Origin of the sequence: Acinetobacter kyonggiensis, assembly GCF_900107285.1 — a bacterium.
In the GTDB taxonomy this organism is placed as follows: domain Bacteria; phylum Pseudomonadota; class Gammaproteobacteria; order Pseudomonadales; family Moraxellaceae; genus Acinetobacter; species Acinetobacter kyonggiensis.
The window spans coordinates 1-19,979 of sequence record NZ_FNPK01000007.1 but is presented as its reverse complement, the minus strand read 5'-3'; the positions used below and the strand labels follow the sequence as shown (position 1 = coordinate 19,979).

Genomic DNA, 19,979 nt, shown 5'->3' with positions numbered 1-19,979 from the left:
TTAGCCTTGAACCAAGAACAAATGATCAGCGATTGGCCCTAAAACTAAGACAGGCATAAATTGTAATAAGGTCAACATCACCACAATGGCAATTAGGGTTAAAGCAAAGGTAGGCGTTTCCACTTTTAAGCTACCGTGACTTTCAGGTGCCTGACGTTTAGCGGCTAAACGTGTCGCAATAATGAGAGGAATAATTAAAGTTGGAAAACGTCCCAGCAATAAGGCAATGCTACAGGTGACATTCCACCATACGGTGTTATCTGCTAAACCTTCAAAACCTGAACCGTTATTGGCAAATGCCGAAACATATTCATATAAAACCTGCGTAACGCCATGATATGCAGGGTTACTGTTGCCTGTGAGTTCAGGAAAAAATAAGGCCATTGAGGTCAATCCCAAAATCACAATCGGCTGAATCAGAATCACCACAGCAAGCAGTTTGATTTCACCCGCTTCAATTTTTCGACCAAAAAGCTCAGGGGTACGCCCAGTCATTAAACCTGCAATAAACACAGCCAAAAATAGATAGATAATGAATTGCTGTAAGCCGCAACCGATCCCTCCCCAAATGGCATTAATCAGCATATCGGACAGCGCAACCAATCCAGTGAGTGGCGATGCAGAATCATGCATCATATTGACTGAACCATTATTCACTTGTGTGGTTAATGCGGCCCACAGCGCAGAAGATGATTCACCAAAACGCATTTCTTTACCTTCCATCGCAGAAATTTGCGATGCAGTTTGAGAAAGACTTTCAGACCAGATTGCACTTGATGCTGAAATCACCGACATCAACAACATTGAGCCAAAAACAAAGGCTGCAAATTTTGCACGTTTGGTGAAAAAACCCAACATGAAAATTACACTGATTGGAATCAATAAGATCGCCAACATTTCCATAAAGTTAGAAAATGGCGTTGGATTTTCTAAAGGCACCGCACTGTTTGGGCCATACCATCCGCCACCATTACTGCCGAGTTGCTTAATGGCAACCATCGGTGCAACGGGGCCGAGCGGGATTTTTTGTACTTTTAATTCCGCAGTCTGGTCAACAACCTGAACTTCAGGCCCACCCTGAAATGTGGCTGGTACACCTTGGCTGTTTAAAAATAATGACCAAACCATACACAGCGGAATCAAGAAGCGAAAGGTTGGACGAATCACATCTGCCCAATAGTTTCCAACATTGATACTTTTAACTTTTTCAGTAAAGCTTTGATTCGATAAAGATGATGCTGCTGTAGTTTGATCATTTGAGCGCTCAAAAAATAAAGCACGAACAGTTGCAACCACCATTGCCAAACCCATCATTGGGGTAATGACTTGTAACCCAACAATTGCAACCATTTGTGATAAATAAGAAAGCTGTGCCTGACCTGAATAATGTTGCTGATTGGTATTGGTCAAAAAGGAAATCATGCTATGTAAAGCCAAATCCCATGACATATTGGGTGCATGATTTGGATTGAACGGCAACCATGCCTGCACCATAAACAAGCTCCACACCGCAAAACCAATGACGATACAGCTGAACACAAAACTCAATATATACGTTTTAACATTCATGCCTTGCTTAGGATTGGTTCCCAAAATTGCATAAATTGGTTTCTCGATCCAATTGAATAGTGGATCAATTTTCATTGCACGGTTGTGCATAATGGCAGCAAGATATTTTCCGAGCGGAAAAGCCAAAAGCGTGACAATCACTAAAAGTAGAATGAGCTCTAACATGACATTTCTCCTCTCGATGAAATGCCTCTGTTCGTCAATGTTATATTTTTAAATGTCTTGCATTGTAAGCATCTAATTTGCTGCTTTACGTGTTGATGAGCTATGTTTTTAGCGTCCATCATTTCCATCCTAAACATCGGGGATATTCCAGAATGTAGTATGAAAAACAACAACGTAAACTCTCTATCATGGAAATGATCTTAGGCGTAAAATTTGCGTAAAATTCTCAATCAAAATAGCAACGTGGTCGTACGCTAAAGTATTAATTTTTTGAGCAGCAAGTCAGCTTTTCAAAGCTTAAATATTCACACTTCATTCACGTCCATCGCTCTAAAGTATTAATATGAGATTCAAGATGGAGAAGGATCATGAAATACCGTAAAACAATAGCAACGTCTTTGCTGGCATTACTGTGTTTATCCGGATGTAAAAGTATCCCCAGTTATTCCGCTGATTATCATAGCGCCAAGAATAATATGACTGGCATCATGCTAAATGACGCACAAGCTTTAGCGATTGGTACACGTTTTACCTCGACTTTTAATACCTTGGGCACGCCCGAATTTGTAAATCAAGCCAGTGCGCTGTATGCAGAGCAGCTTTTTATTAATGACACATTGTCTCAATTTTCATCACGACAAAATTTAGTTGAGCATTTCAAAGGCATGAATAAACGTGTCAGTAATGTTACGGTCAAATTATTAAGCACAAGTTATCATCAAGACTCAGCGTATGTGCATTGGTATATGGCTTACGATTTCAAATTTTTAGGCACTCATCAAAAGATGGCTTCACACGGAATAAGTGAAATTAAAGTGAATGCTGCCCAACAAATTATTTTCCAGCAAGATTTTTGGGATCCAGCAAATGGTTTATATCGTTCACTCCCCTATGTTGGAGGTGTTTACTCATGGTTATTACCATTCAAAAAATCGTCTTAAGCCTTATTTGCCTGACCAGTTTATCGGTCAATGCCTTAACGCTCGACACACCTGTACAACAATGTGCAACAGCACCGCTTTTAATTGGCAAAAAACAGGTCGGTCAAGCTAGCTATTTTGCCCAGTCTTGTAAGAAACCTTGGGATAGTCAAAGTATTCAGCTGAATTTTGCTTATACTCAAGATATTCCAGAATGGGCATTTAAACGCGCAGCCACGCATTTTTTAAAGAAAAATATTGCCGATTTTCAAGAGAACTCGGCTCTGAATCATATTACACAGCTCTATAAACCAGTCAGAAATGGCGATTTATACGCTTTGCTATATACACATCCATCGAAAACATTAACCCTGTCACTGAATCAAAAAAAATTAGGTCATATTCAAAATGATCAAGCCAATCAATATTTTAAAATTTGGCTAGGTCCACAGCCTTTTAATGCTAAATTGAAGCAACAACTCTTAAACTAAAAATCAGAATTAATTGTTATGACAAAACATTTTATCCTCATCGTCGAAGACCATTATGAACTCGCCTCTACCCTGTGTGAGTTTTTAGAAGAGCATGGTTTTGTCATAGATCATGCACGTAATTTAGATGCGGCACGCAATTTACTAAGACAGCATCCATATCATATTCTGTTATTGGATATTAATTTGCCAGACGGCTCAGGTTACGATCTTTGTGCATGGTTAAGGACAGAACAAAGCTTAGACCTGCCTGTACTGATGCTGACCGCACGCGACACTTTAGACGATAAATTAAAAGGTTTTGCTTCAGGCACCGATGATTACCTAGTCAAACCTTTCGACTTTAATGAGCTGGTAGTACGTGTTCGAGCTTTAATTAAAAGATCATTGGGTGAGGTTTCAAATAGCCAATTGCAAATTCATGACCTCATTTTAGATAGCGCTCGTCAAAGTCTAAGCCGTGCGGGTCAAAGCATCGAACTCCCCCCAATTCAATTTAAACTCTTAAAATTATTAATGCGCAACTCACCCAAAGTGATGAGTAAACAAGAAATTATCATGGCCTTATGGGGGGATGCCGAACCCGAAAGTGATGCGCTACGCAGTCATATTTATAATCTACGCAAAATGGTCGACAAGCCTTTCAATCAGAAACTGATTCATACCGTGTCTGGGGTGGGCTTAAAAATTGCAATTGAAACCGATTTATCCTAACTTAAACTAACTAAGATACACCACCACAATCAATCCCGTTGAAGGCTTTAAATCAAGATCGCTCTGGAGCGTTAAATAATATTGACGATCAAACAACTCCACACGCCAGCCCAATTGCAGACACAATTTTTGTACCAATTGCAGTCCAATACCATGCCCTTTGGTTTCTAGTTTGAGTTGCCGACTCGACAATTCCTGTACTTTCACATCGTTGGGTAAATTGATGCCAATGCCGTTATCGGCAATTAACACTTTATTTTTTTGCAAAATAATATCAATTTCTGAACCTTGCGAATAATTTAAGGCATTACGCAAAATATTACCAAACACCATTTTAGTCATCGAGGGATAAAGTTGACGTATCTGTTCATCCCCATGCTGTTGAAGATGGATCTGTATGCCTTTGACCTGCCCCACACTGTCTAAATCAACTTGTAATTCCTGTAAGATATTGAATAGTGATTGATATTCTGGGGTCAGTGTATTGGTGGTATTACGTGCAATTGCCAACAAGGTATCGACCAATAACTGCATATCTTCAATGGTATTGCCCAAACGCGTAAAAGCTTTGTTATCACCATAACGTGCTTGGCAAAGTTGCACATTGCCTTTTAAAATCGTCAACGGTGTCCGAAGCTCATGACTGACATCACCACTAAACTCACGTTCACGACGAATAAACTCACTTAACACCTGATGATATTTCTCTAGTGCTTGTTTTAAATATTCCGCTTCCATGTTGGCATCCGTGCTGATGCCCTGAAACGGTGACGCTTCTGTATTCTGATGTTCCCAGTCGATATTTTCTAAAGCATTGGCCAGTCGGGTAATTGGAGAAAAATATCGCCGCGCACGACGATTCCACCACCACAGCACACTATAAAGGATAAATAAACTAAACATTAATGGTGCCAAACCAAACAACCAAACCAGCTTATTGACGTTACTCTCACCAAAAACTAAAAGTACATGCTGTCCATTGCGTTCCCCATAAACGGTCATGCGCTCTTTGCCATCAATAAAATGACGGTCAATGCCTGATTTTAACTGCATATTTTGAAACTTAGTTGGTCTAACCCCGTTCCATCGGTAACCATACAAATTTTTAGTATCGGGTAAATCTGCCTTTGGATTACGCTCAACACGCATCCAATAATGTTCCATTTCCTGTTCAAGCGCCGTTTTCAGCAATGTGCCTTTAATCACCCATGCACTGCATGAAATACCAATCACAATCGATAACGCAATCAGTCCAATTTGCAACCAATAGTAACGATTAAAGACTTCCCCCAAGGGATGAGCACGGTTGCCCTTAAATAGCTTCAACATAGACTCATCCCTTACCTGACCAACGACATGTCAAATTCAATTTAGATTATAGGACTTTCTTCTTAAACAAAAAGTGACCAATCACCCATTCTTGCCCCTGCTCAAAACCAAACAATTCAGCACAGGCCATAAAGAAAATCCTCCAGCGTTGCCACCACGCTGCGGCAGCTTTACCATAGGTTTTTTCAAATAAGGGTTTTAAGCGTTGCTCATGCCGATCCATATTTTCCAGCCAAGCATTCGCAGTCCGTTCATACTGTGTCCCTGACCACTGCCAATGCTGCTCTAACTGTAAATGATCTTGAAAATGCAAGAAAGTTGAAGCCGATGGCATGAGTCCACCGCTAAAGAAATATTTTGACATCCAATCATATTCATTCTTAATTTCAAATGGATAATGTAAAAAACGATGACAAAAAATATGACACCAGAGCAATCCTTCAGGCTTCAGCCAAGTATTTATTTTTTCAAAAAGTTTTTGATAATTACGTACATGTTCAAACATTTCCACCGACACCACGCGATCAAATGTGCCACTTTCAAGTTCCAGCACATTCACATCACAAGTGATTACACTCAAATTGTTGAACTGTCGTAATTTGGCTTGTTGTTGAATATATTTACGTTGCGTTGCAGAGTTCGATACCACGGTGATGTTTGCCTTCGGATACTGCTCCGCCATCCATAGACTTAAAGATCCCCAACCGCAACCGATCTCTAGGATATGTTGACCATCTTGTAATTGCGCACGCTCACAATAACTCGCTAAAGCCAAGTCTTCAGCTTCATCTAACGTGGTTTGAGCATCGGAAAATAAACTTGCACTGTACTTTAAGCGTTTTCCCAACACAGCCTGAAAAAATTCAGTCGGTAGCTCATAATGCTGTTCATTGGCTTTATCGGTTTCGATGGCAATTTCACTGTGTTTGAGCATGTTCAGTACGTCCATATAACGCTGGGCGCCCTGTTCAGGATCATAACGTCCTTCTTGTATTAAGCGTTTTTTACTTAAGCCCCGTATTGCAGCACGAATCGCTTGATCTGGAAGCAATCCACTTTCGACAATTCTTAGAGACTGTTGAATAATAAAATCCATAGGCTGTTCTACTCTTTAGGTTGCCAAGGAATAAACATTGACGTACGTTGTTGATAATCTCGGTAGTTTTGACCGCGATGCCGTAATGCTTGTTGTTCACTAAACGGAATACCGGTGATGTAGTACAAAAACAACCACATCAATACGGGATAAATCCATAACACATACAGCCCAGCCGCAAGACCTAAAATGGGATAGGCAAACCAGTGCAGCCATTCAAAGAAATAATTTGGATGCCGTGAATATTTCCATAAACCTTGATCCATGGTTTTGCCCTGATGGGCAGGATCTTGTTTAAACCGATACAGTTGATGATCGGCCAGACTTTCCCCCATAAATGCCACCAGCATAATCAGTGCGGCAGCCATCAGTACCCAATTGCTCCAGTCATTCCACTGCATCTGTGTAGTACTCAGTAGCGACAGCATCGGATATGAAAATAGAATCGCAAGACCCGCTTGAAACATGAAAAAAGCTAAAAAACCAAGATGCTGGAATGCCCCCATAGCACGGCGCATATTGGCATAACGCCGATCTTCTTCGGTTTCATGCCCATAACGACGCAATAAATGCCATGTCAGACGTAAAAACCAAATACTGCTCGCAAGACCAATGAAAATTCGTACTGCTATAGGCGCAGTATCAAGCACACATGCTGCCCAGATGACATTGAGGGCAATACTAAAACTCCATGCAACATCGACTAAACCTGCACGGTGGTTATAAGTCACAATGACCCAGCAAAACAGCATAATGAAAACGTCAAGCAACAATACATCCAGCAGCATTTCTACTCTCCTTGACAGGTTCATGCAGAAGATTCAAATTTAATATGCACTGACCTCAAACAACATATGCACATCACTAATCACGCCTTCCTTAAAACCACCTTCGCAATAGCACAAATAAAAATCCCACATACGGATAAAGTTTTCGTCAAAACCCAGTGCAAGGACTTGTTCACGTGCAGCTAAAAAGTTTTTTCGCCAAAAATGCAAAGTTTGTGCATAACTTTGTCCAATATCTTCTAAATGTTTTAAACGTAATTGTTGTTCTGATGCCGTTTGAGTTAAGACACTGACACACGGAATGAAACTGCCGGGGAAAATATAACGCTTAATATAATCCACCGTATTCAACGCTTTTTTATAGCGTGCATCTTCAATGGTAATCGCCTGAATCAAAGCCAAACCCTTCGGTTTTAATAAATTGTGGCACTGTTTAAAATAGGTCGATAAATATGCTTCACCCACGGCTTCAATCATTTCAATGGAAACCAGTTTGTCGAATTTCCCTTCAAGCAAACGATAATCTTTCAACTGTACATCGACACGATGCGCCAAACCAGCAGCCTCTACACGTGCCACGGCTTCATCATATTGCGCTTGTGAAATGGTAATGGTGGTAACTTTACAGCCATAATTTTGTGCTGCATAAATCGCAAACCCACCCCATCCACTGCCAATTTCCACCAAATGATCCATCGGCTTAAGCTGTAATTTTTGACAAATCAGCTCTTTTTTATAATTTGAAGCTTGTTCTAAACTCATGCTTGGCTCTTGAAATACAGCACTGGAATACATCAGTGATGGATCAAGAAACAACTTAAAGAACTCATTACTCAGGTCATAATGATCAGCAATATTTTTTCGACTCCCGTCGATTGAGTTTTTACGGGTTTTGTACCATGCCTTTAAAAAAAATTGACTGGCTTGAGAAATAATATTTTGATTAAGTTTATCGAGAACATCTCGATTACGCGCCAAAATTTGGATCAGTTCGACCAAATGATCCGTGCTCCAATAACCCCGAATATAGCCTTCGGCTGCACCCAATACACCATTTTTAAAAATCAACTCCATCAGTTGTTTATTATGAACTCGGACAACAACACTTAACTCAATACTGTCTCCGACAAAACCATTCCAGACCCCTTGAAATATAATTTGACCGTGACGCAACTTCAATAAACTACGTAAAACCAAAGGTAGCGAATCTTGTTCACTGGAAATGAGTGTTTTCATAATATTGTATTTCCCTTGTTTTTCTTGGGATGCCGATAAAATGGAACTTTTTTCGTCCATAAACGAAAAGCGTTCCAATAAATACCCGCCATCATTTTAAAAGGTTCAAAGACACAGGAAATAGCATAACGATAGTGTTGTGAAGGAACTGTGATGGGATGCAGTGAAAAGCGCATTGTGGCATCAAATTGCAGTACCTCCTGTTGAAACAACTGCATATGGATGACATTTTGCTGTTCTGAAAAATTAAAGCACCAACGATAATCCATATCCATCGGCATAAAAGGTGAGACATGAAATGATTTTTCAAACTCGAACGAATAGCTTTGAAAATGTGAATGCTGAACTGCTTTACCCCGACAATCGTGGATATAAACCTGACGTTCATTCCAAGGGGTATTGGTGATTTCACTCAAAATAAAGATGGGCTGCTCAGTAGCATCCAAAATAAAATAAAACACTACAGAGTTAAAATAAAAACCCAAAGTGCGTGGTAGTGCCAACACACGAATTTGTGTATCTGAAGCCAAGATAATATTGACTTGTTTAAGTAATATTTTTTTAACTTTTTCCCGAATTGAACCATGCTCTGCAATTAAAAAATCATCTGCATCTAGCCGTAGCACACTCCAGTGCTTCAATGACCACAACCATGATTGCCGCGTAATAGAATCCATCTGGTCAGGGTCAAACCATAGATAACTTAACTTCGCGTCAAATTCATGCGACTTCGGTAAATAGCGACGATGTCTAATCATGGCAGGCGCAACCGCAAGTGAGGTCATCAACATACCATGCTCCTAAGCAGGCTCGGCTATGAACTGTGCCAAGTGATCCACCACTTTGGCCGCACTGCGCGCACCATCTTCATGAAACCCCCAACCCCAATAAGCCCCACAATAGGAAGTACGATTTTGTCCATTAATTTCTGCCCAACGCGCCTGCGCCGCAATGGCTGCTGCATTAAAAACAGGATGTCGATACTCACGTTCGACCCAAATATACTTGGAGTTAATAGGGAAATTGGGATTCAGCGTGGCAAAAATTTGTGTTTTACAGGATAAATTTTGCAGCTTGTTCATCCAGTAACTAAAACCATAATGAACCTTTGCATGCTGAAATACCGCTTCAACATCAGATTCAGCTTTAGTGACATGCACATGCCAGCTCGCCCATTGAGACTTATGTTTCGGCATGATACTCAGGTCGCTATGTACCACCATTCGGTTATCTTGATAAGAAAAGTTTGCCAGTACATCTTGCTCAAGCGCTGTCGCATCCGCTAAATTTTTTAAACTATCATCGGCGTGGTTGGCAAAAATCACCCAGTCAAACTGCTGTGTATCCACCTCTGTTTGAACAATCACCTGATCGGATAACCGTGATACGCTGGTGACCGCAAGTTGCTTAAACACAATGTTGGGTGACTGTTGCTGAATGGCTTGAACATAGCGAGCAGAACCGCCTTTGACTGTTTGCCATTGTGGTCGGTCTTTGAGCTGTAACATTCGATGGTGCTGAAAAAAACTGACCACAAATTTATAAGGAATTTGTCCCACTTGCTCAATTGGGCATGACCAGAGTGCACCGCACATCGGATATAAATGCTCTTGGCGGAAGGCCTCTGAATAGCCATTTTGGTCTAAATAATCTTCTATACTTAATGTGATCTCGCAATCATCGACCATCACTTCTTTATTTGCTGCATAAAATCTAAATAGATCGGCTAACATTACCCTAAAATTAGATTTCAAAAAATTCTGTGGTCGGCACAGTAATGATATTTTTTTCGATGGATTATATTGCAGTCCCGTGACCTGATTATTCACAGAAAAGCCCATATCACTGCTTTGAGCGTTGACCCCAAGTTCAGCAAGCATTTGGCTAAAAAGTGGATAGTTATAGTCGTTAAATACGATAAAACCACTATCGACGGCAAGCATCTGCCCCTCTATTTCTAGATCATGCGTATCTGTATGACCGCCAAAATAATTATTTTTCTCAAAAACAGTCACTTGATGTTGCTTTGAAAGTTTCCATGCCGCATATAACCCAGAAATACCCGAACCAATAATGGCAATTTTCATGAAGACTCCCCAGTTTGAATATTCTTTGTGTTGGTCTTAATTAATTTTTTTGCTGCTACGGATGATTGCGCTATTTTACTTAGCTCATAAACCCGCGCTGGAATCGGCTTGAATCCCCAGACCAAGCCAAACCAAGACATCATTTTTAAAAGGTAATAAGTGATATCAATTTGCCACCAATAAAAGCCTTGGCGTGTACTGCCTGCATAAAAATGATGGTTGTTATGCCAACCTTCGCCTAACGTAATAATGGATAAAAATAAATTATTGCGGCTTTGATCTTGGGTTTCAAAGTCACGACTGCCGTAGAGATGGGCAAGTGAATTAATACACAAAGTCGCATGAATCAGTAATACAGTTGAAATGACAAACCCCCAGACCAACAACTGTAAACCCGATGTTGCAAGAAATGGATAGGCAATAGCCAACCATTCTCCTAATGCATAAATTGCCCCCGCAGTCATGAATACAACGATAAGGCTAAATCGGTCAAGCCAAATAAGTTCAGGATATTTCAACCAATCTTTAATCACTTCTTTGCGTGTGGCAAAGTTATATTCATTTAAAAACCACCCTACATGGCTGTACCAAAATCCATGAGTAGATGAATGCGGATCTTGCTCTGTATCAGTAAATCGATGATGATAACGATGATGCGCTGCCCACCACAAAGGTCCACGCTGTGCGCTCATCGTGCCAAGCAACACAAAAATAAATTGCACCGTCCTTGAAGTCTGAAAAGTCTTATGTGACAAATAACGATGGAAAAATGCGGTAATTGAGAACATGCGAATCAAATAAAAAATCAGCATGAAGGCAACTGCGAACCACGAGACCCCCACCCAAAATACGCCAAGACAAGCAATATGCAGAATAATAAAGGGGAAAATCCGCAGCCATTGAATTTTCTTTTTCTCAGATGAAATGGTCTCTGCCTGAACAGCTATAGACCAACTATCTACCCAGCGCATAAGACTTTTGAACATCGGCTAATCCTAATTTCAAAATTATTAGATTTTGTTTAAATGAGTTTAATGGAGTCGACATGAAATTTATGTGAAGCAGATGCTTTTTTAGCGCAGTCATGGAAATAAATCGATACGATCTCAATTGCGCGTTAAAAATATAGATCATTTATTTAGTCTTTACTGTATTGCCTATTTGGCCATTCGCCATATAGCCTAAACTCCTGCAAGCTAACACACTCCAAATAGGCATTCATTTTTACAGCTCAGTCTTAATTTCCTGATTTATTCGCTGCTGGCTTATTATTTAAGTAAAAACTTTGAGCATTATGGCAATCCTGCTTTGCACACACTTCCATTTGTCTTAACCATTTTTCACGTTTCAGTTCACTTGAACCGCGAACAGAACCGATATACACCGTTTTAATCTTTTTTACCCCACAAAACTCTAAGGTTGTTTTTTTCAGCTGCCGAGTACTCGGTTCAGTAAAATACCATTTATAGAACCAACCTGGCTGATCCAATGTTGTAATTATTCTGGCTGTTTTATTGACTAAATGGCCTTTAATACGATTACTGTTTTCATAATAGCTAAAGGCAGTACTCGGTAAAAAATACGCGATCAATAAAACCTTTAGTCACTGCTGGCAGCCCACCCCACCACACAGGAAAAACCCAGACCAAATGATCAGCAAGCTCAATTTTTTTCCAAGCTTCAATTAAATCTGGCTCTAGTTCCATTCTCTTTTCATAGCCATTTTTGAGATTAGGGTCAAAATGCAATTGCCCTACTTCAATCAAATCGACCTGAACGTTGTACTTGGCTACGGAAGTTATATATGCATCTGCCAATGCAGCATTAAAACTGCTTTTTGAAGGATGCCCATTGATGACAACTATTCGTTTATATGGACTATGGCTCATAATCATCTCTAAAATTAAAAGATTTATCTTTCAGATTACAACTGATATTTTAAAAATAAGTAGCAAATTTATCTCATAAAATTTAAGATATCAATTGTTATCTCATTTATTTTGCTTTCATGAATTCAGAAAAACTATCACGTGATGAAAAACAGCTTAAAACTCGCCTAGCCCTTATTGAGTCTGGATTTTCTTTAATTTCCAGTCATGGTTATGGTGCTGTTTCTATTAGAAATATTTCTAAACATGCCAACTACACTCAAGGTGCTTTTTATTCAAATTTCAGTAATAAAGAAGATTTTTTATTAGAATTAATGCGACTGCAATTTGAGAAAGAAAATCTTCAACTTCAAACGATAATATCCAAAGAAGACTTAAATAGTGATTATTCGATTGAGAAACTTCGTGTTTGGCTAAGCGATTTTTTTAATAACTTTGAATGGTTAAAAATATCAATTGAGCTTCAATTATATGCAGCGCGTGATAAATCTTTTGCATTAGAATATCAAAAAGTTTGGCAGACACATAAAGATGAAGTAGCCAAAATTTTAATCTGTCTCATTCCAGCAGCACAACCTGTAGATCAAAATCAGATTGAGACGATTACCGCTGAGTTAATTTCATTAAGTTATGGTTTAGCATTGCAATATATGATTTTTAAAGATGATGTTGAAAAATATATCAATATCATTATTCAAAATTTAAATCATCGGATTGAAACAATAAGCGCGGCTATGAAATAAGTTGCAGTGACATCAAATCTATATAGTTTTTGATGCTAGACAAAACTATTAAAAAATTCTGAAATTTACGGAATAAGGCTCCTCATCCCTCTAAATTTTTAAATCTTTTTGCTCAAGGTTTTTAGGACCTAACCAACTATTTACAGAATACTGTGTTACCCGATTTATAGTAAATTTCAATCTATTCAAATCAGACAGCATTCGCTTGTTTTGGAGTAGAAAGTAGCCCGCTATGTACAAAAATTTCATATTCTAGCGAGGACTATCAACACCTAATTTGCAGATTTATATCAGTTCAGTTAATGGGCAAAAAAGAGAATATCTATGGTGTGATACTGCATGAGGAGCATTGCTCTGCAAGGCCACAATCATCAGGATCTAATCTATTAAAAGATTATCGTTAGCTCAGCAGGGTACTTACTGTTAAATAGTGTGATCAAAACTACAAATAAACATTCTATTCCTCACAATAAACGATTATTTTATAACCAAATAAAAAACAAAACCAAGCAGCATTAAATTTTATTTATTTAATTAATTTTCAATAACTTAAGATAAAAAAACTAACACTTTTTAAACAAAAAATATTAAATAGATAAATTTTTATCCTTATTTGTTTTTCTAGAGCATTTACTCTTTTTTTTATTGTGCTATTTTTGTCACATGGAGTAACAAATCATATCAGGTTTAAAAACCGATGTTGCCAAAAATGAATACTGAACATAAATAACAGCAATTTCAGTAATAAAATTTGTACCTCAAGGAAAGATACAGCATGAAATTAAAAACACTTACCACAGCCATTATCCTTGCAACCGTACCAATGACAGGTGCATTCGCAGCAGCTTTAGACCGTTCAGGTCAATCAATCGCAGCATTTTTACAGCCAGGTAACTATTTTGAAGCAGGCATTTCTGTACTAGACCCAAATGTTTCAGGTAAAGCGAGAGCTACTTCTGGTAACGGTACACTATCAGACATGGCAGGTGATTATTACTTTCCAAGTGCTGCTTTAAAAATTCAAGCAACTGACCACTTTTCTGTTGGCCTAATTTATGATCAACCATTTGGTGCAGATACTACATACTCAGTAAGCGACCCATTAGTTGGTCCAGGAACTGGATTATTTCATGCTAATGGCGAAGCCACAGCAGTTGACGTAACAACCCAAAATTTGTCACTTATTCTAGGTTACCAGCCAACAGAAAATTGGAATATCTATGGTGGTGCGGCTTACCAGACCATTAAAGGTGATGTAAAGTTGCGTGGTGCTGCATATGGTACTACCACCGCCTTTGGTGGTTACAATGCTAATATTGATGAAGATGGTGCTGTTGGTTGGTTAGCAGGTATTGCTTACCAAATTCCAGAGATTGCCCTAAAAGCCTCCCTAACATACCGTTCAGAAATCGAACATTCTGTTAATATTAAAGAAAGTGCTATTCCTTCAGCCAATCCTGTTCCTAGCATTATCAATAATCCAGCTCTAGCAGGTAAACCAGCAACTGGCTCAACAGATATCACAACACCGCAATCTGTTAATTTAGATTTACAAACTGGCATCATGGCAAATACTGTTGCTTTTGCAAATGTACGCTGGGTAAACTGGAAAGATTTCGCGATTCGCCCTTATGCTTTTGGTGTTGCTAGTGGTGTTGCAGGTCCATCTCTTGGTCAACCAAATGGCTTTGATTTAATTGCTTATACAGATGACCAAATTTCTGCAACTGTAGGTGTAGGTCGCAAACTAAATGATAAATGGGCTGGTAATGTCTCTGTAGGTTGGGACTCTGGTGCAGGCAACCCTATTTCTACATTAGGTCCAACTGAAGGTTATTGGAACGTTGGTTTAGGTGCTCAATTCAGCCCAACACCACAAACTTTCATTGCTGGTGGTGTAAAATACTTCTGGTTAGGTGATGCAGCAGCACAACCTGCATCTATGTTCGGCACTGCAAATGCAATTGCTGATTTTGAAGACAACCATGCTATCGCGTACGGCCTAAAAATGGGCTACAAATTCTAATTTAAGCCATTCAATATTTAAAAAAAGACCATAGTTTGCTATGGTCTTTTTACATTATGCCTATTGTTTTTTTAACTTAGCTTTCTATATGTTTCAAATTTAATCAAAAAGAACCCCTTATATTACTTTCATTTTTTAAAATGATTACTCTATTTTTTTACTTATAAATCATTTACATACTAAATCACTATTAGTACTTTTACTCTATTCAAGTTTATTTTTTGAATTACACAGTTCATTTCCCAATCAGAGCTGAGCATTTACTCTTTTTTTATTTATGTTATTTTCCCGTAACTTTTAAATAACGATTAAGCGGCTCAAGGAAAAGAATTCATGAAGCTTACAGCGATTCATTCAGCAATTTTACTTAGTTTAATTCCGACGACAGCAACATTTGCCGCTGGACTTGATCGTTCAGGACAATCTATTTCAGCCTTTTTACAACCGGGAAACTATGCTGAAGCAGGCTTCACCATTATTGACCCAACAATTGAAGGTACAGACCTTCCTCCTAGAGGAAGCAATAAATCTGTCAGCGATATGGGCTAAGACTACTACTTTCCTACTGCTGCTATAAAAATTCAAGCAACAGATCAAATTTCTTTAGGTTTACTTTATGATCAGCCATTTGGAGCTGACTCTCAATACGCATCTGAATCGAATGCTTTTGCCACATTAAATCCTAAAAAAGGCGCATTGGAAGGCACCTCTGTTGAAGTAAAAACAAATAGCATTACAGCACTTATTGGGTATCAGCCAAATGCAAACTGGAATGTTTATGCAGGACCGGTATATCAAACCGTAAAAGCAAAAGTGTCCCTACGCGGCACAGCGTATAAAGGCCCACAAGTTCTTGGCGGTTATGATATTGACCTTAAAGAAAACGAAGCTTACGGCTGGTTGGCAGGTTTTGCATATTCTATCCCTGAAATTGCTTTAAAAGCCGCTGTGACTTATCGCTCTGAAATTAAACATGAATTAGATACAACAGAAACCTTTGGCTTCGGCACAGATGGTGCATTATATATTCCCGGATTCACCAGTGCATTTTTAGGTAAAACAGTAACTCCAACTTATCACAAAGCGGAAATTACTACGCCACAGTCAGTCAACATTGACTTACAATCAGGCGTTGCAAAAAATACATTAGCTTTTGCTAATATTCGTTGGGTACATTGGGATCAGTTTGCAGTAAAACCTGCTTATTTATCTCAGTTGACTGGTGCATTAACTGGAAAACAGCAGAATCTTGTTGATTATTCAGATGATCAATGGTCTGCAACAGTAGGTTTAGGCCATAAATTTAACGCTAAATGGTCTGGTACAGCTGCTGTTGGCTGGGATTCTGGCGCAGGTAACCCAGTAACGACTTTAGGTCCAATTGAAGGTTACTGGAGTGTTGGCTTAGGTGGCCAATACAGCCCGGCAGAAAACTACTTTATTGCTGCGGGTGTAAGATACCTTTGGCTAGGCGATGCTCAGGCGCAGACTGGCGGCACCGTAGTCGGAAGTTTTGAAGACAACACTGCAATTGCCTATGGTATGAAAATCGGCTACCGTTTCTAATTAATTAAAAAGATTCAAATTAAATAAGAAAGGGCACCATTGGTGCCCTTCTCTATTACAACTTAGTGATCAAATTAAGCTGGAATATCACGTACAGAAGCATTACGAATCGCTTCTTTTAATGCCTCATAACCCTGAATAGATGGAAATTGTGGAAATTCAGCAATCACATTTTCAGGCGCATCAAATAAGAAACCATGATCAGCCTCACCCAGCATGGTCGTATCATTATACGAATCACCCGCAGCAATCACACGGAAGTTCAAACCATGCAAGGCTTTCACCGCTTGACGTTTCTGATCCGGTTGGCGAAGTTTGTACGCTGCAATCATGCCATTTTCATCAGTTTCTAATTTATGACAAAAAATAGTTGGCCAATCCAACTGTTTCATCAATGGATGAGCAAATTCATAAAATGTATCTGAAAGAATAATCAGCTGAAAATGAGTACTGACCCATTTCACAAACTCTTTTGCACCCGGGAAAGGTCCCATATCTGCAATGACATCTTGAATATCATTTAAGCCTAATCCATGCTCTTTTAAGATATTCAAACGTTGAGTCATCAACACATCGTAGTCTGGAATATCACGTGTCGTTGCTTCTAATGCTTTAATACCGGTTTTTTTTGCGAAGTTAATCCAAATTTCAGGAACTAACACACCCTCAAGATCAAGACATACGATTTCCATGGGTTCTCCTCATGCCAGTGAAAAAAATTTGCGCTATCATAGCTTAAAAAATGATTTCTTAGGTGCTGTTTTTTTAAATCTATTTAATTCATAAGCATTTATTTTTTATTGCTAAGCAGATTATTTCAATGCTATTAAAATCATTGTGAATTAAATTAATATAGGTTTTTAAGTGTCCAAGCCTATAGCCAGGAACTGTCATGACAATTATCCCTACCATTGACCTTGTCGATGCCCTTGCATCTGAATATACCGATAAATCCCCAAGTGAGATTTTAGAACTGGCTTTAAGCCAAGAAGGTGAAATTGCCATTTCATTTTCAGGTGCTGAAGATGTCGTTTTGATTGATATGGCCTCTCATCTCGGTAAACCCTTTCGTGTCTTTAGTTTAGATACGGGGCGTTTACATGCAGAAACCTATCAATTTATCGAAACGGTGCGTAAACACTATAATATTGAGATTGAAATTTGCTTTCCTGAATCTGAAGCCATCGAAAGCTTAGTCAAACAAAAAGGTTTCTTTAGCTTTTTCGAAGATGGCCATCAAGAATGTTGTGGTATTCGTAAAGTAAAACCGCTACGTAAAAAACTGGCCACATTAGATGGCTGGATTACAGGTCAACGTAAAGATCAAAGCCCGGGCACACGCAATGAAATTCCAGTCATTCAAGCCGATACAGGCTTTTCAGGTCCAAATAAGCAACTGATCAAATATAATCCTTTGGCAAACTGGTCAAGTGCTGACGTATGGAACTATATTCGTATGATGGAAATCCCTTATAATCCACTGCATGAACGTGGTTTCATCTCAATTGGCTGTGAACCTTGTACCCGTCCCGTCCTTCCAAATCAACATGAACGTGAAGGTCGCTGGTGGTGGGAAGAAGCAACCCATAAAGAGTGCGGCTTACATTCCGGCAACTTAAAAAAATAGCTTTTTTCAAAAAAACCACTGTATATCAGTGGTTTTTCTTATACTCATCATTATACAGAAATAAGTTTTTTTATATTTGAAAAGCGATATACTAAAAAGACGGTTTTTATAATTCTAACAAACCTGTTCAAAGTTTAGACATGAATAGCCAATAAAATTGCAGTGAGGCATCCAACGCTATGCGTCCTTTACACCCAATTGATTTTATTTTCCTGTCACTAGAAAAGCGACAGCAACCGATGCATGTTGGTGGACTCTTTCTATTCCAAATTCCCGATCATGCACCTAAAACCTTTATTCAAGATCTTGTTGCAGATATTCGTAGTTCAAAATCAATTCCCGTTCCACCTTTTAATAATAAACTCAATGGTCTGTTTTGGGATGAAGACCAAGAATTCGATTTAGACCATCATTTCCGTCATATTGCACTTCCACACCCCGGTCGAATCCGTGAATTATTAACCTATATTTCACAAGAACACAGTGCCCTGATTGATCGTGCCAAGCCACTTTGGACTTGTAATATTATTGAAGGCATTGAGGGTAATCGCTTTGCCATGTACTTTAAAATTCACCATGCTATGGTGGATGGCATTGCAGGCATGCGTTTAGTTGAAAAATCGCTCTCACAGGATCCAGACGCGAAAAGTATTGTGCCGCCTTGGTGTGTTGAAGGCCCACGTGCTAAACGCTTGAAAGAACCAACGTCGAGCAGATTTAAAAAAATTATGGGCGGAATCAAACAACAATTTGAAGCCACCCCTACCGTATTGCGTGAGCTATCTCAAACCATTATGAAAGATATGGGGCGAAATCCAGATTATGTATCCAGCTTTCAAGCGCCTAGCAGTATTTTAAATCAACGAGTAAGTTCTTCTCGTCGTTTTGCAGCACAATCGTTTGAACTGGAACGCTTAAGCAAAATTGCTAAAGCACTGGGTGTCACCATTAATGATGTGGTCTTGGCTATTTGCTCAGGGGCTTTACGTGAGTACCTGATTACTCAACAGGCTTTACCTAAAAAACCACTGATTGCAATGGTTCCCGCATCGATTCGTGATGATGATTCTGAGGTATCCAATCGCATTACCATGATTTTGGCCAACTTGGGGACCAATAAAGAAACACCATTAGAACGCCTACAAATTATTCGCCGTAGTGTGCTAAACGCAAAACAGCGTTTTAAGCGCATGAACTCAAATCAGATTTTAAACTATAGTGCATTGGTTTATGGTGCAGCTGGCTTCAATATCGTTTCAGGCATGATGCCTAAGCGCCAAGCTTTTAATATTGTTATTTCTAATGTACCAGGACCACGCGAGCCGCTGTATTGGAATGGTGCAAAACTAGATGCGCTCTACCCTGCATCTATTGTCTTAGATGGGCAAGCACTCAATATCACGATGACCAGCTATTTAGACAAATTGGAAGTAGGTTTAACGGGCTGCCGAAATGCATTACCTAAAATACAAAACTTACTGGCGCACTTAGAAGATGAAATTCAACGATTTGAACAAATCGTAGGTCAAGAAAACCCAAAGTTACAGGCGGTGAGTTAACCGCAATTTCTGAAAAATAAATCTGAAATAAATTAAGGGGCTTAAAATTAGCCCCTTAATTTTTAATAGTTCGGCATCGGGTGGTGTTTCAAAAAGTATGCTGAAACAAAGCAGGTTGAATTTTGATAAAATAGAGAAATGCGAATAACTCTAGAAATCAAATGTCCAACCTGC

At 39.1% G+C, this 19,979-nt stretch carries 18 protein-coding genes and 1 pseudogene; 8 read left to right on the top strand and 11 right to left on the bottom strand.

Features of this window, described 5'->3' with window-relative positions; translation table 11 throughout:
* Positions 1-1,734, bottom strand: a complete 1,734-nt coding sequence (gene kdpA / locus BLV99_RS07265; protein WP_092689238.1) for a potassium-transporting ATPase subunit KdpA — start codon at positions 1,732-1,734, stop codon at positions 1-3.
* A gap of 368 nt (positions 1,735-2,102) precedes the next feature.
* Between kdpA and BLV99_RS07260 the strand changes: the two genes are divergently transcribed.
* From BLV99_RS07260 to BLV99_RS07250, 3 genes are read left to right on the top strand one after another with little or no spacing between them, the layout of a single operon-like run.
* The gene (locus BLV99_RS07260; protein WP_171259163.1) at positions 2,103-2,675 is read left to right on the top strand and encodes a nuclear transport factor 2 family protein; all 573 of its coding nucleotides are present in this window, start codon (positions 2,103-2,105) and stop codon (positions 2,673-2,675) included.
* Complete coding sequence (locus BLV99_RS07255) at positions 2,645-3,145, top strand: chalcone isomerase family protein (protein WP_086184816.1); 501 nt, start codon at positions 2,645-2,647, stop codon at positions 3,143-3,145. Before BLV99_RS07260 ends, BLV99_RS07255 begins: the two co-directional genes overlap by 31 nt.
* Positions 3,146-3,163: 18 nt before the next feature.
* Positions 3,164-3,859 (top strand): response regulator transcription factor, encoded by a 696-nt coding sequence (locus BLV99_RS07250; RefSeq protein WP_092689232.1) that lies wholly within the window; start codon positions 3,164-3,166, stop codon positions 3,857-3,859.
* Between the two features lie 6 nt (positions 3,860-3,865).
* On the opposite strand, the gene BLV99_RS07245 is transcribed toward BLV99_RS07250, so the two are convergent.
* From BLV99_RS07245 to BLV99_RS18625, 9 genes are all read right to left on the bottom strand, one after another.
* A complete protein-coding gene (locus BLV99_RS07245; protein ID WP_092689229.1) occupies positions 3,866-5,188 on the bottom strand; it encodes a sensor histidine kinase in 1,323 nt (440 codons plus the stop codon).
* 46 nt (positions 5,189-5,234) lie between these two features.
* A complete protein-coding gene (locus BLV99_RS07240) occupies positions 5,235-6,284 on the bottom strand; it encodes an SAM-dependent methyltransferase (RefSeq protein WP_092689223.1) in 1,050 nt (349 codons plus the stop codon).
* An 8-nt stretch (positions 6,285-6,292) separates the two neighbouring features.
* Positions 6,293-7,072, bottom strand: a complete 780-nt coding sequence (locus BLV99_RS07235; RefSeq protein ID WP_092689218.1) for a DUF1295 domain-containing protein — start codon at positions 7,070-7,072, stop codon at positions 6,293-6,295.
* Between the two features lie 39 nt (positions 7,073-7,111).
* Complete coding sequence (locus BLV99_RS07230; protein ID WP_092689216.1) at positions 7,112-8,308, bottom strand: SAM-dependent methyltransferase; 1,197 nt, start codon at positions 8,306-8,308, stop codon at positions 7,112-7,114.
* The gene (locus BLV99_RS07225) at positions 8,305-9,099 is read right to left on the bottom strand and encodes a DUF1365 domain-containing protein (protein ID WP_092689213.1); all 795 of its coding nucleotides are present in this window, start codon (positions 9,097-9,099) and stop codon (positions 8,305-8,307) included. The genes BLV99_RS07230 and BLV99_RS07225 overlap by 4 nt, the downstream gene beginning before the upstream one ends.
* Before the next feature lie 9 nt (positions 9,100-9,108).
* Positions 9,109-10,395 (bottom strand): NAD(P)/FAD-dependent oxidoreductase, encoded by a 1,287-nt coding sequence (locus tag BLV99_RS07220; RefSeq protein ID WP_092689210.1) that lies wholly within the window; start codon positions 10,393-10,395, stop codon positions 9,109-9,111.
* Entirely contained in the window at positions 10,392-11,381 is a 990-nt protein-coding gene (locus tag BLV99_RS07215) for an acyl-CoA desaturase (protein WP_092689207.1), read from the bottom strand. Before BLV99_RS07215 ends, BLV99_RS07220 begins: the two co-directional genes overlap by 4 nt.
* Before the next feature lie 251 nt (positions 11,382-11,632).
* Entirely contained in the window at positions 11,633-11,986 is a 354-nt protein-coding gene (locus BLV99_RS18630) for an NAD(P)H-dependent oxidoreductase (protein WP_280138272.1), read from the bottom strand.
* On the bottom strand, positions 11,952-12,284 hold the full coding sequence (locus BLV99_RS18625; protein WP_280138271.1) for an NAD(P)H-dependent oxidoreductase: 333 nt from the start codon (positions 12,282-12,284) through the stop codon (positions 11,952-11,954). The genes BLV99_RS18630 and BLV99_RS18625 overlap by 35 nt, the downstream gene beginning before the upstream one ends.
* Before the next feature lie 119 nt (positions 12,285-12,403).
* Between BLV99_RS18625 and BLV99_RS07205 the strand changes: the two genes are divergently transcribed.
* The 3 genes and pseudogenes from BLV99_RS07205 (at position 12,404) to BLV99_RS07195 (ending at position 16,619) form a co-directional block, all read left to right on the top strand.
* Complete coding sequence (locus tag BLV99_RS07205; RefSeq protein ID WP_092689205.1) at positions 12,404-13,027, top strand: TetR/AcrR family transcriptional regulator; 624 nt, start codon at positions 12,404-12,406, stop codon at positions 13,025-13,027.
* A gap of 775 nt (positions 13,028-13,802) precedes the next feature.
* On the top strand, positions 13,803-15,053 hold the full coding sequence (locus tag BLV99_RS07200; RefSeq protein WP_092689202.1) for an OmpP1/FadL family transporter: 1,251 nt from the start codon (positions 13,803-13,805) through the stop codon (positions 15,051-15,053).
* Positions 15,054-15,386: 333 nt separating this feature from the next.
* Positions 15,387-16,619 (top strand): annotated as a pseudogene (locus tag BLV99_RS07195) (OmpP1/FadL family transporter).
* A 74-nt stretch (positions 16,620-16,693) separates the two neighbouring features.
* Here the strand turns inward: BLV99_RS07195 and thrH are convergent.
* A complete protein-coding gene (gene thrH / locus BLV99_RS07190; protein WP_004648085.1) occupies positions 16,694-17,311 on the bottom strand; it encodes a bifunctional phosphoserine phosphatase/homoserine phosphotransferase ThrH in 618 nt (205 codons plus the stop codon).
* Positions 17,312-17,511: 200 nt separating this feature from the next.
* Between thrH and BLV99_RS07185 the strand changes: the two genes are divergently transcribed.
* A complete protein-coding gene (locus tag BLV99_RS07185) occupies positions 17,512-18,246 on the top strand; it encodes a phosphoadenylyl-sulfate reductase (RefSeq protein WP_092689199.1) in 735 nt (244 codons plus the stop codon).
* 179 nt (positions 18,247-18,425) lie between these two features.
* On the top strand, positions 18,426-19,805 hold the full coding sequence (locus tag BLV99_RS07180; RefSeq protein ID WP_092689194.1) for a WS/DGAT/MGAT family O-acyltransferase: 1,380 nt from the start codon (positions 18,426-18,428) through the stop codon (positions 19,803-19,805).
* Positions 19,806-19,979 lie beyond the last annotated feature (174 nt).

Excerpts from the sequence above, each read along its gene's own strand:
- BLV99_RS07180 (WP_092689194.1), top strand. The coding sequence starts at position 18,426 with ATGCGTCCTTTACACCCAATTGATTTTATTTTCCTGTCACTAGAAAAG.
- BLV99_RS07185 (WP_092689199.1), top strand. The coding sequence starts at position 17,512 with ATGACAATTATCCCTACCATTGACCTTGTCGATGCCCTTGCATCTGAA.
- BLV99_RS07230 (WP_092689216.1), bottom strand. The coding sequence starts at position 8,308 with ATGAAAACACTCATTTCCAGTGAACAAGATTCGCTACCTTTGGTTTTA.
- BLV99_RS07235 (WP_092689218.1), bottom strand. The coding sequence starts at position 7,072 with ATGCTGCTGGATGTATTGTTGCTTGACGTTTTCATTATGCTGTTTTGC.
- BLV99_RS18625 (WP_280138271.1), bottom strand. The coding sequence starts at position 12,284 with ATGAGCCATAGTCCATATAAACGAATAGTTGTCATCAATGGGCATCCT.
- BLV99_RS07240 (WP_092689223.1), bottom strand. The coding sequence starts at position 6,284 with ATGGATTTTATTATTCAACAGTCTCTAAGAATTGTCGAAAGTGGATTG.
- BLV99_RS07250 (WP_092689232.1), top strand. The coding sequence starts at position 3,164 with ATGACAAAACATTTTATCCTCATCGTCGAAGACCATTATGAACTCGCC.
- BLV99_RS07200 (WP_092689202.1), top strand. The coding sequence starts at position 13,803 with ATGAAATTAAAAACACTTACCACAGCCATTATCCTTGCAACCGTACCA.
- BLV99_RS07245 (WP_092689229.1), bottom strand. The coding sequence starts at position 5,188 with ATGTTGAAGCTATTTAAGGGCAACCGTGCTCATCCCTTGGGGGAAGTC.
- thrH (WP_004648085.1), bottom strand. The coding sequence starts at position 17,311 with ATGGAAATCGTATGTCTTGATCTTGAGGGTGTGTTAGTTCCTGAAATT.
- BLV99_RS07220 (WP_092689210.1), bottom strand. The coding sequence starts at position 10,395 with ATGAAAATTGCCATTATTGGTTCGGGTATTTCTGGGTTATATGCGGCA.
- BLV99_RS07205 (WP_092689205.1), top strand. The coding sequence starts at position 12,404 with ATGAATTCAGAAAAACTATCACGTGATGAAAAACAGCTTAAAACTCGC.
- BLV99_RS07225 (WP_092689213.1), bottom strand. The coding sequence starts at position 9,099 with ATGTTGATGACCTCACTTGCGGTTGCGCCTGCCATGATTAGACATCGT.
- BLV99_RS07215 (WP_092689207.1), bottom strand. The coding sequence starts at position 11,381 with ATGTTCAAAAGTCTTATGCGCTGGGTAGATAGTTGGTCTATAGCTGTT.
- BLV99_RS07260 (WP_171259163.1), top strand. The coding sequence starts at position 2,103 with ATGAAATACCGTAAAACAATAGCAACGTCTTTGCTGGCATTACTGTGT.
- kdpA (WP_092689238.1), bottom strand. The coding sequence starts at position 1,734 with ATGTTAGAGCTCATTCTACTTTTAGTGATTGTCACGCTTTTGGCTTTT.
- BLV99_RS07255 (WP_086184816.1), top strand. The coding sequence starts at position 2,645 with ATGGTTATTACCATTCAAAAAATCGTCTTAAGCCTTATTTGCCTGACC.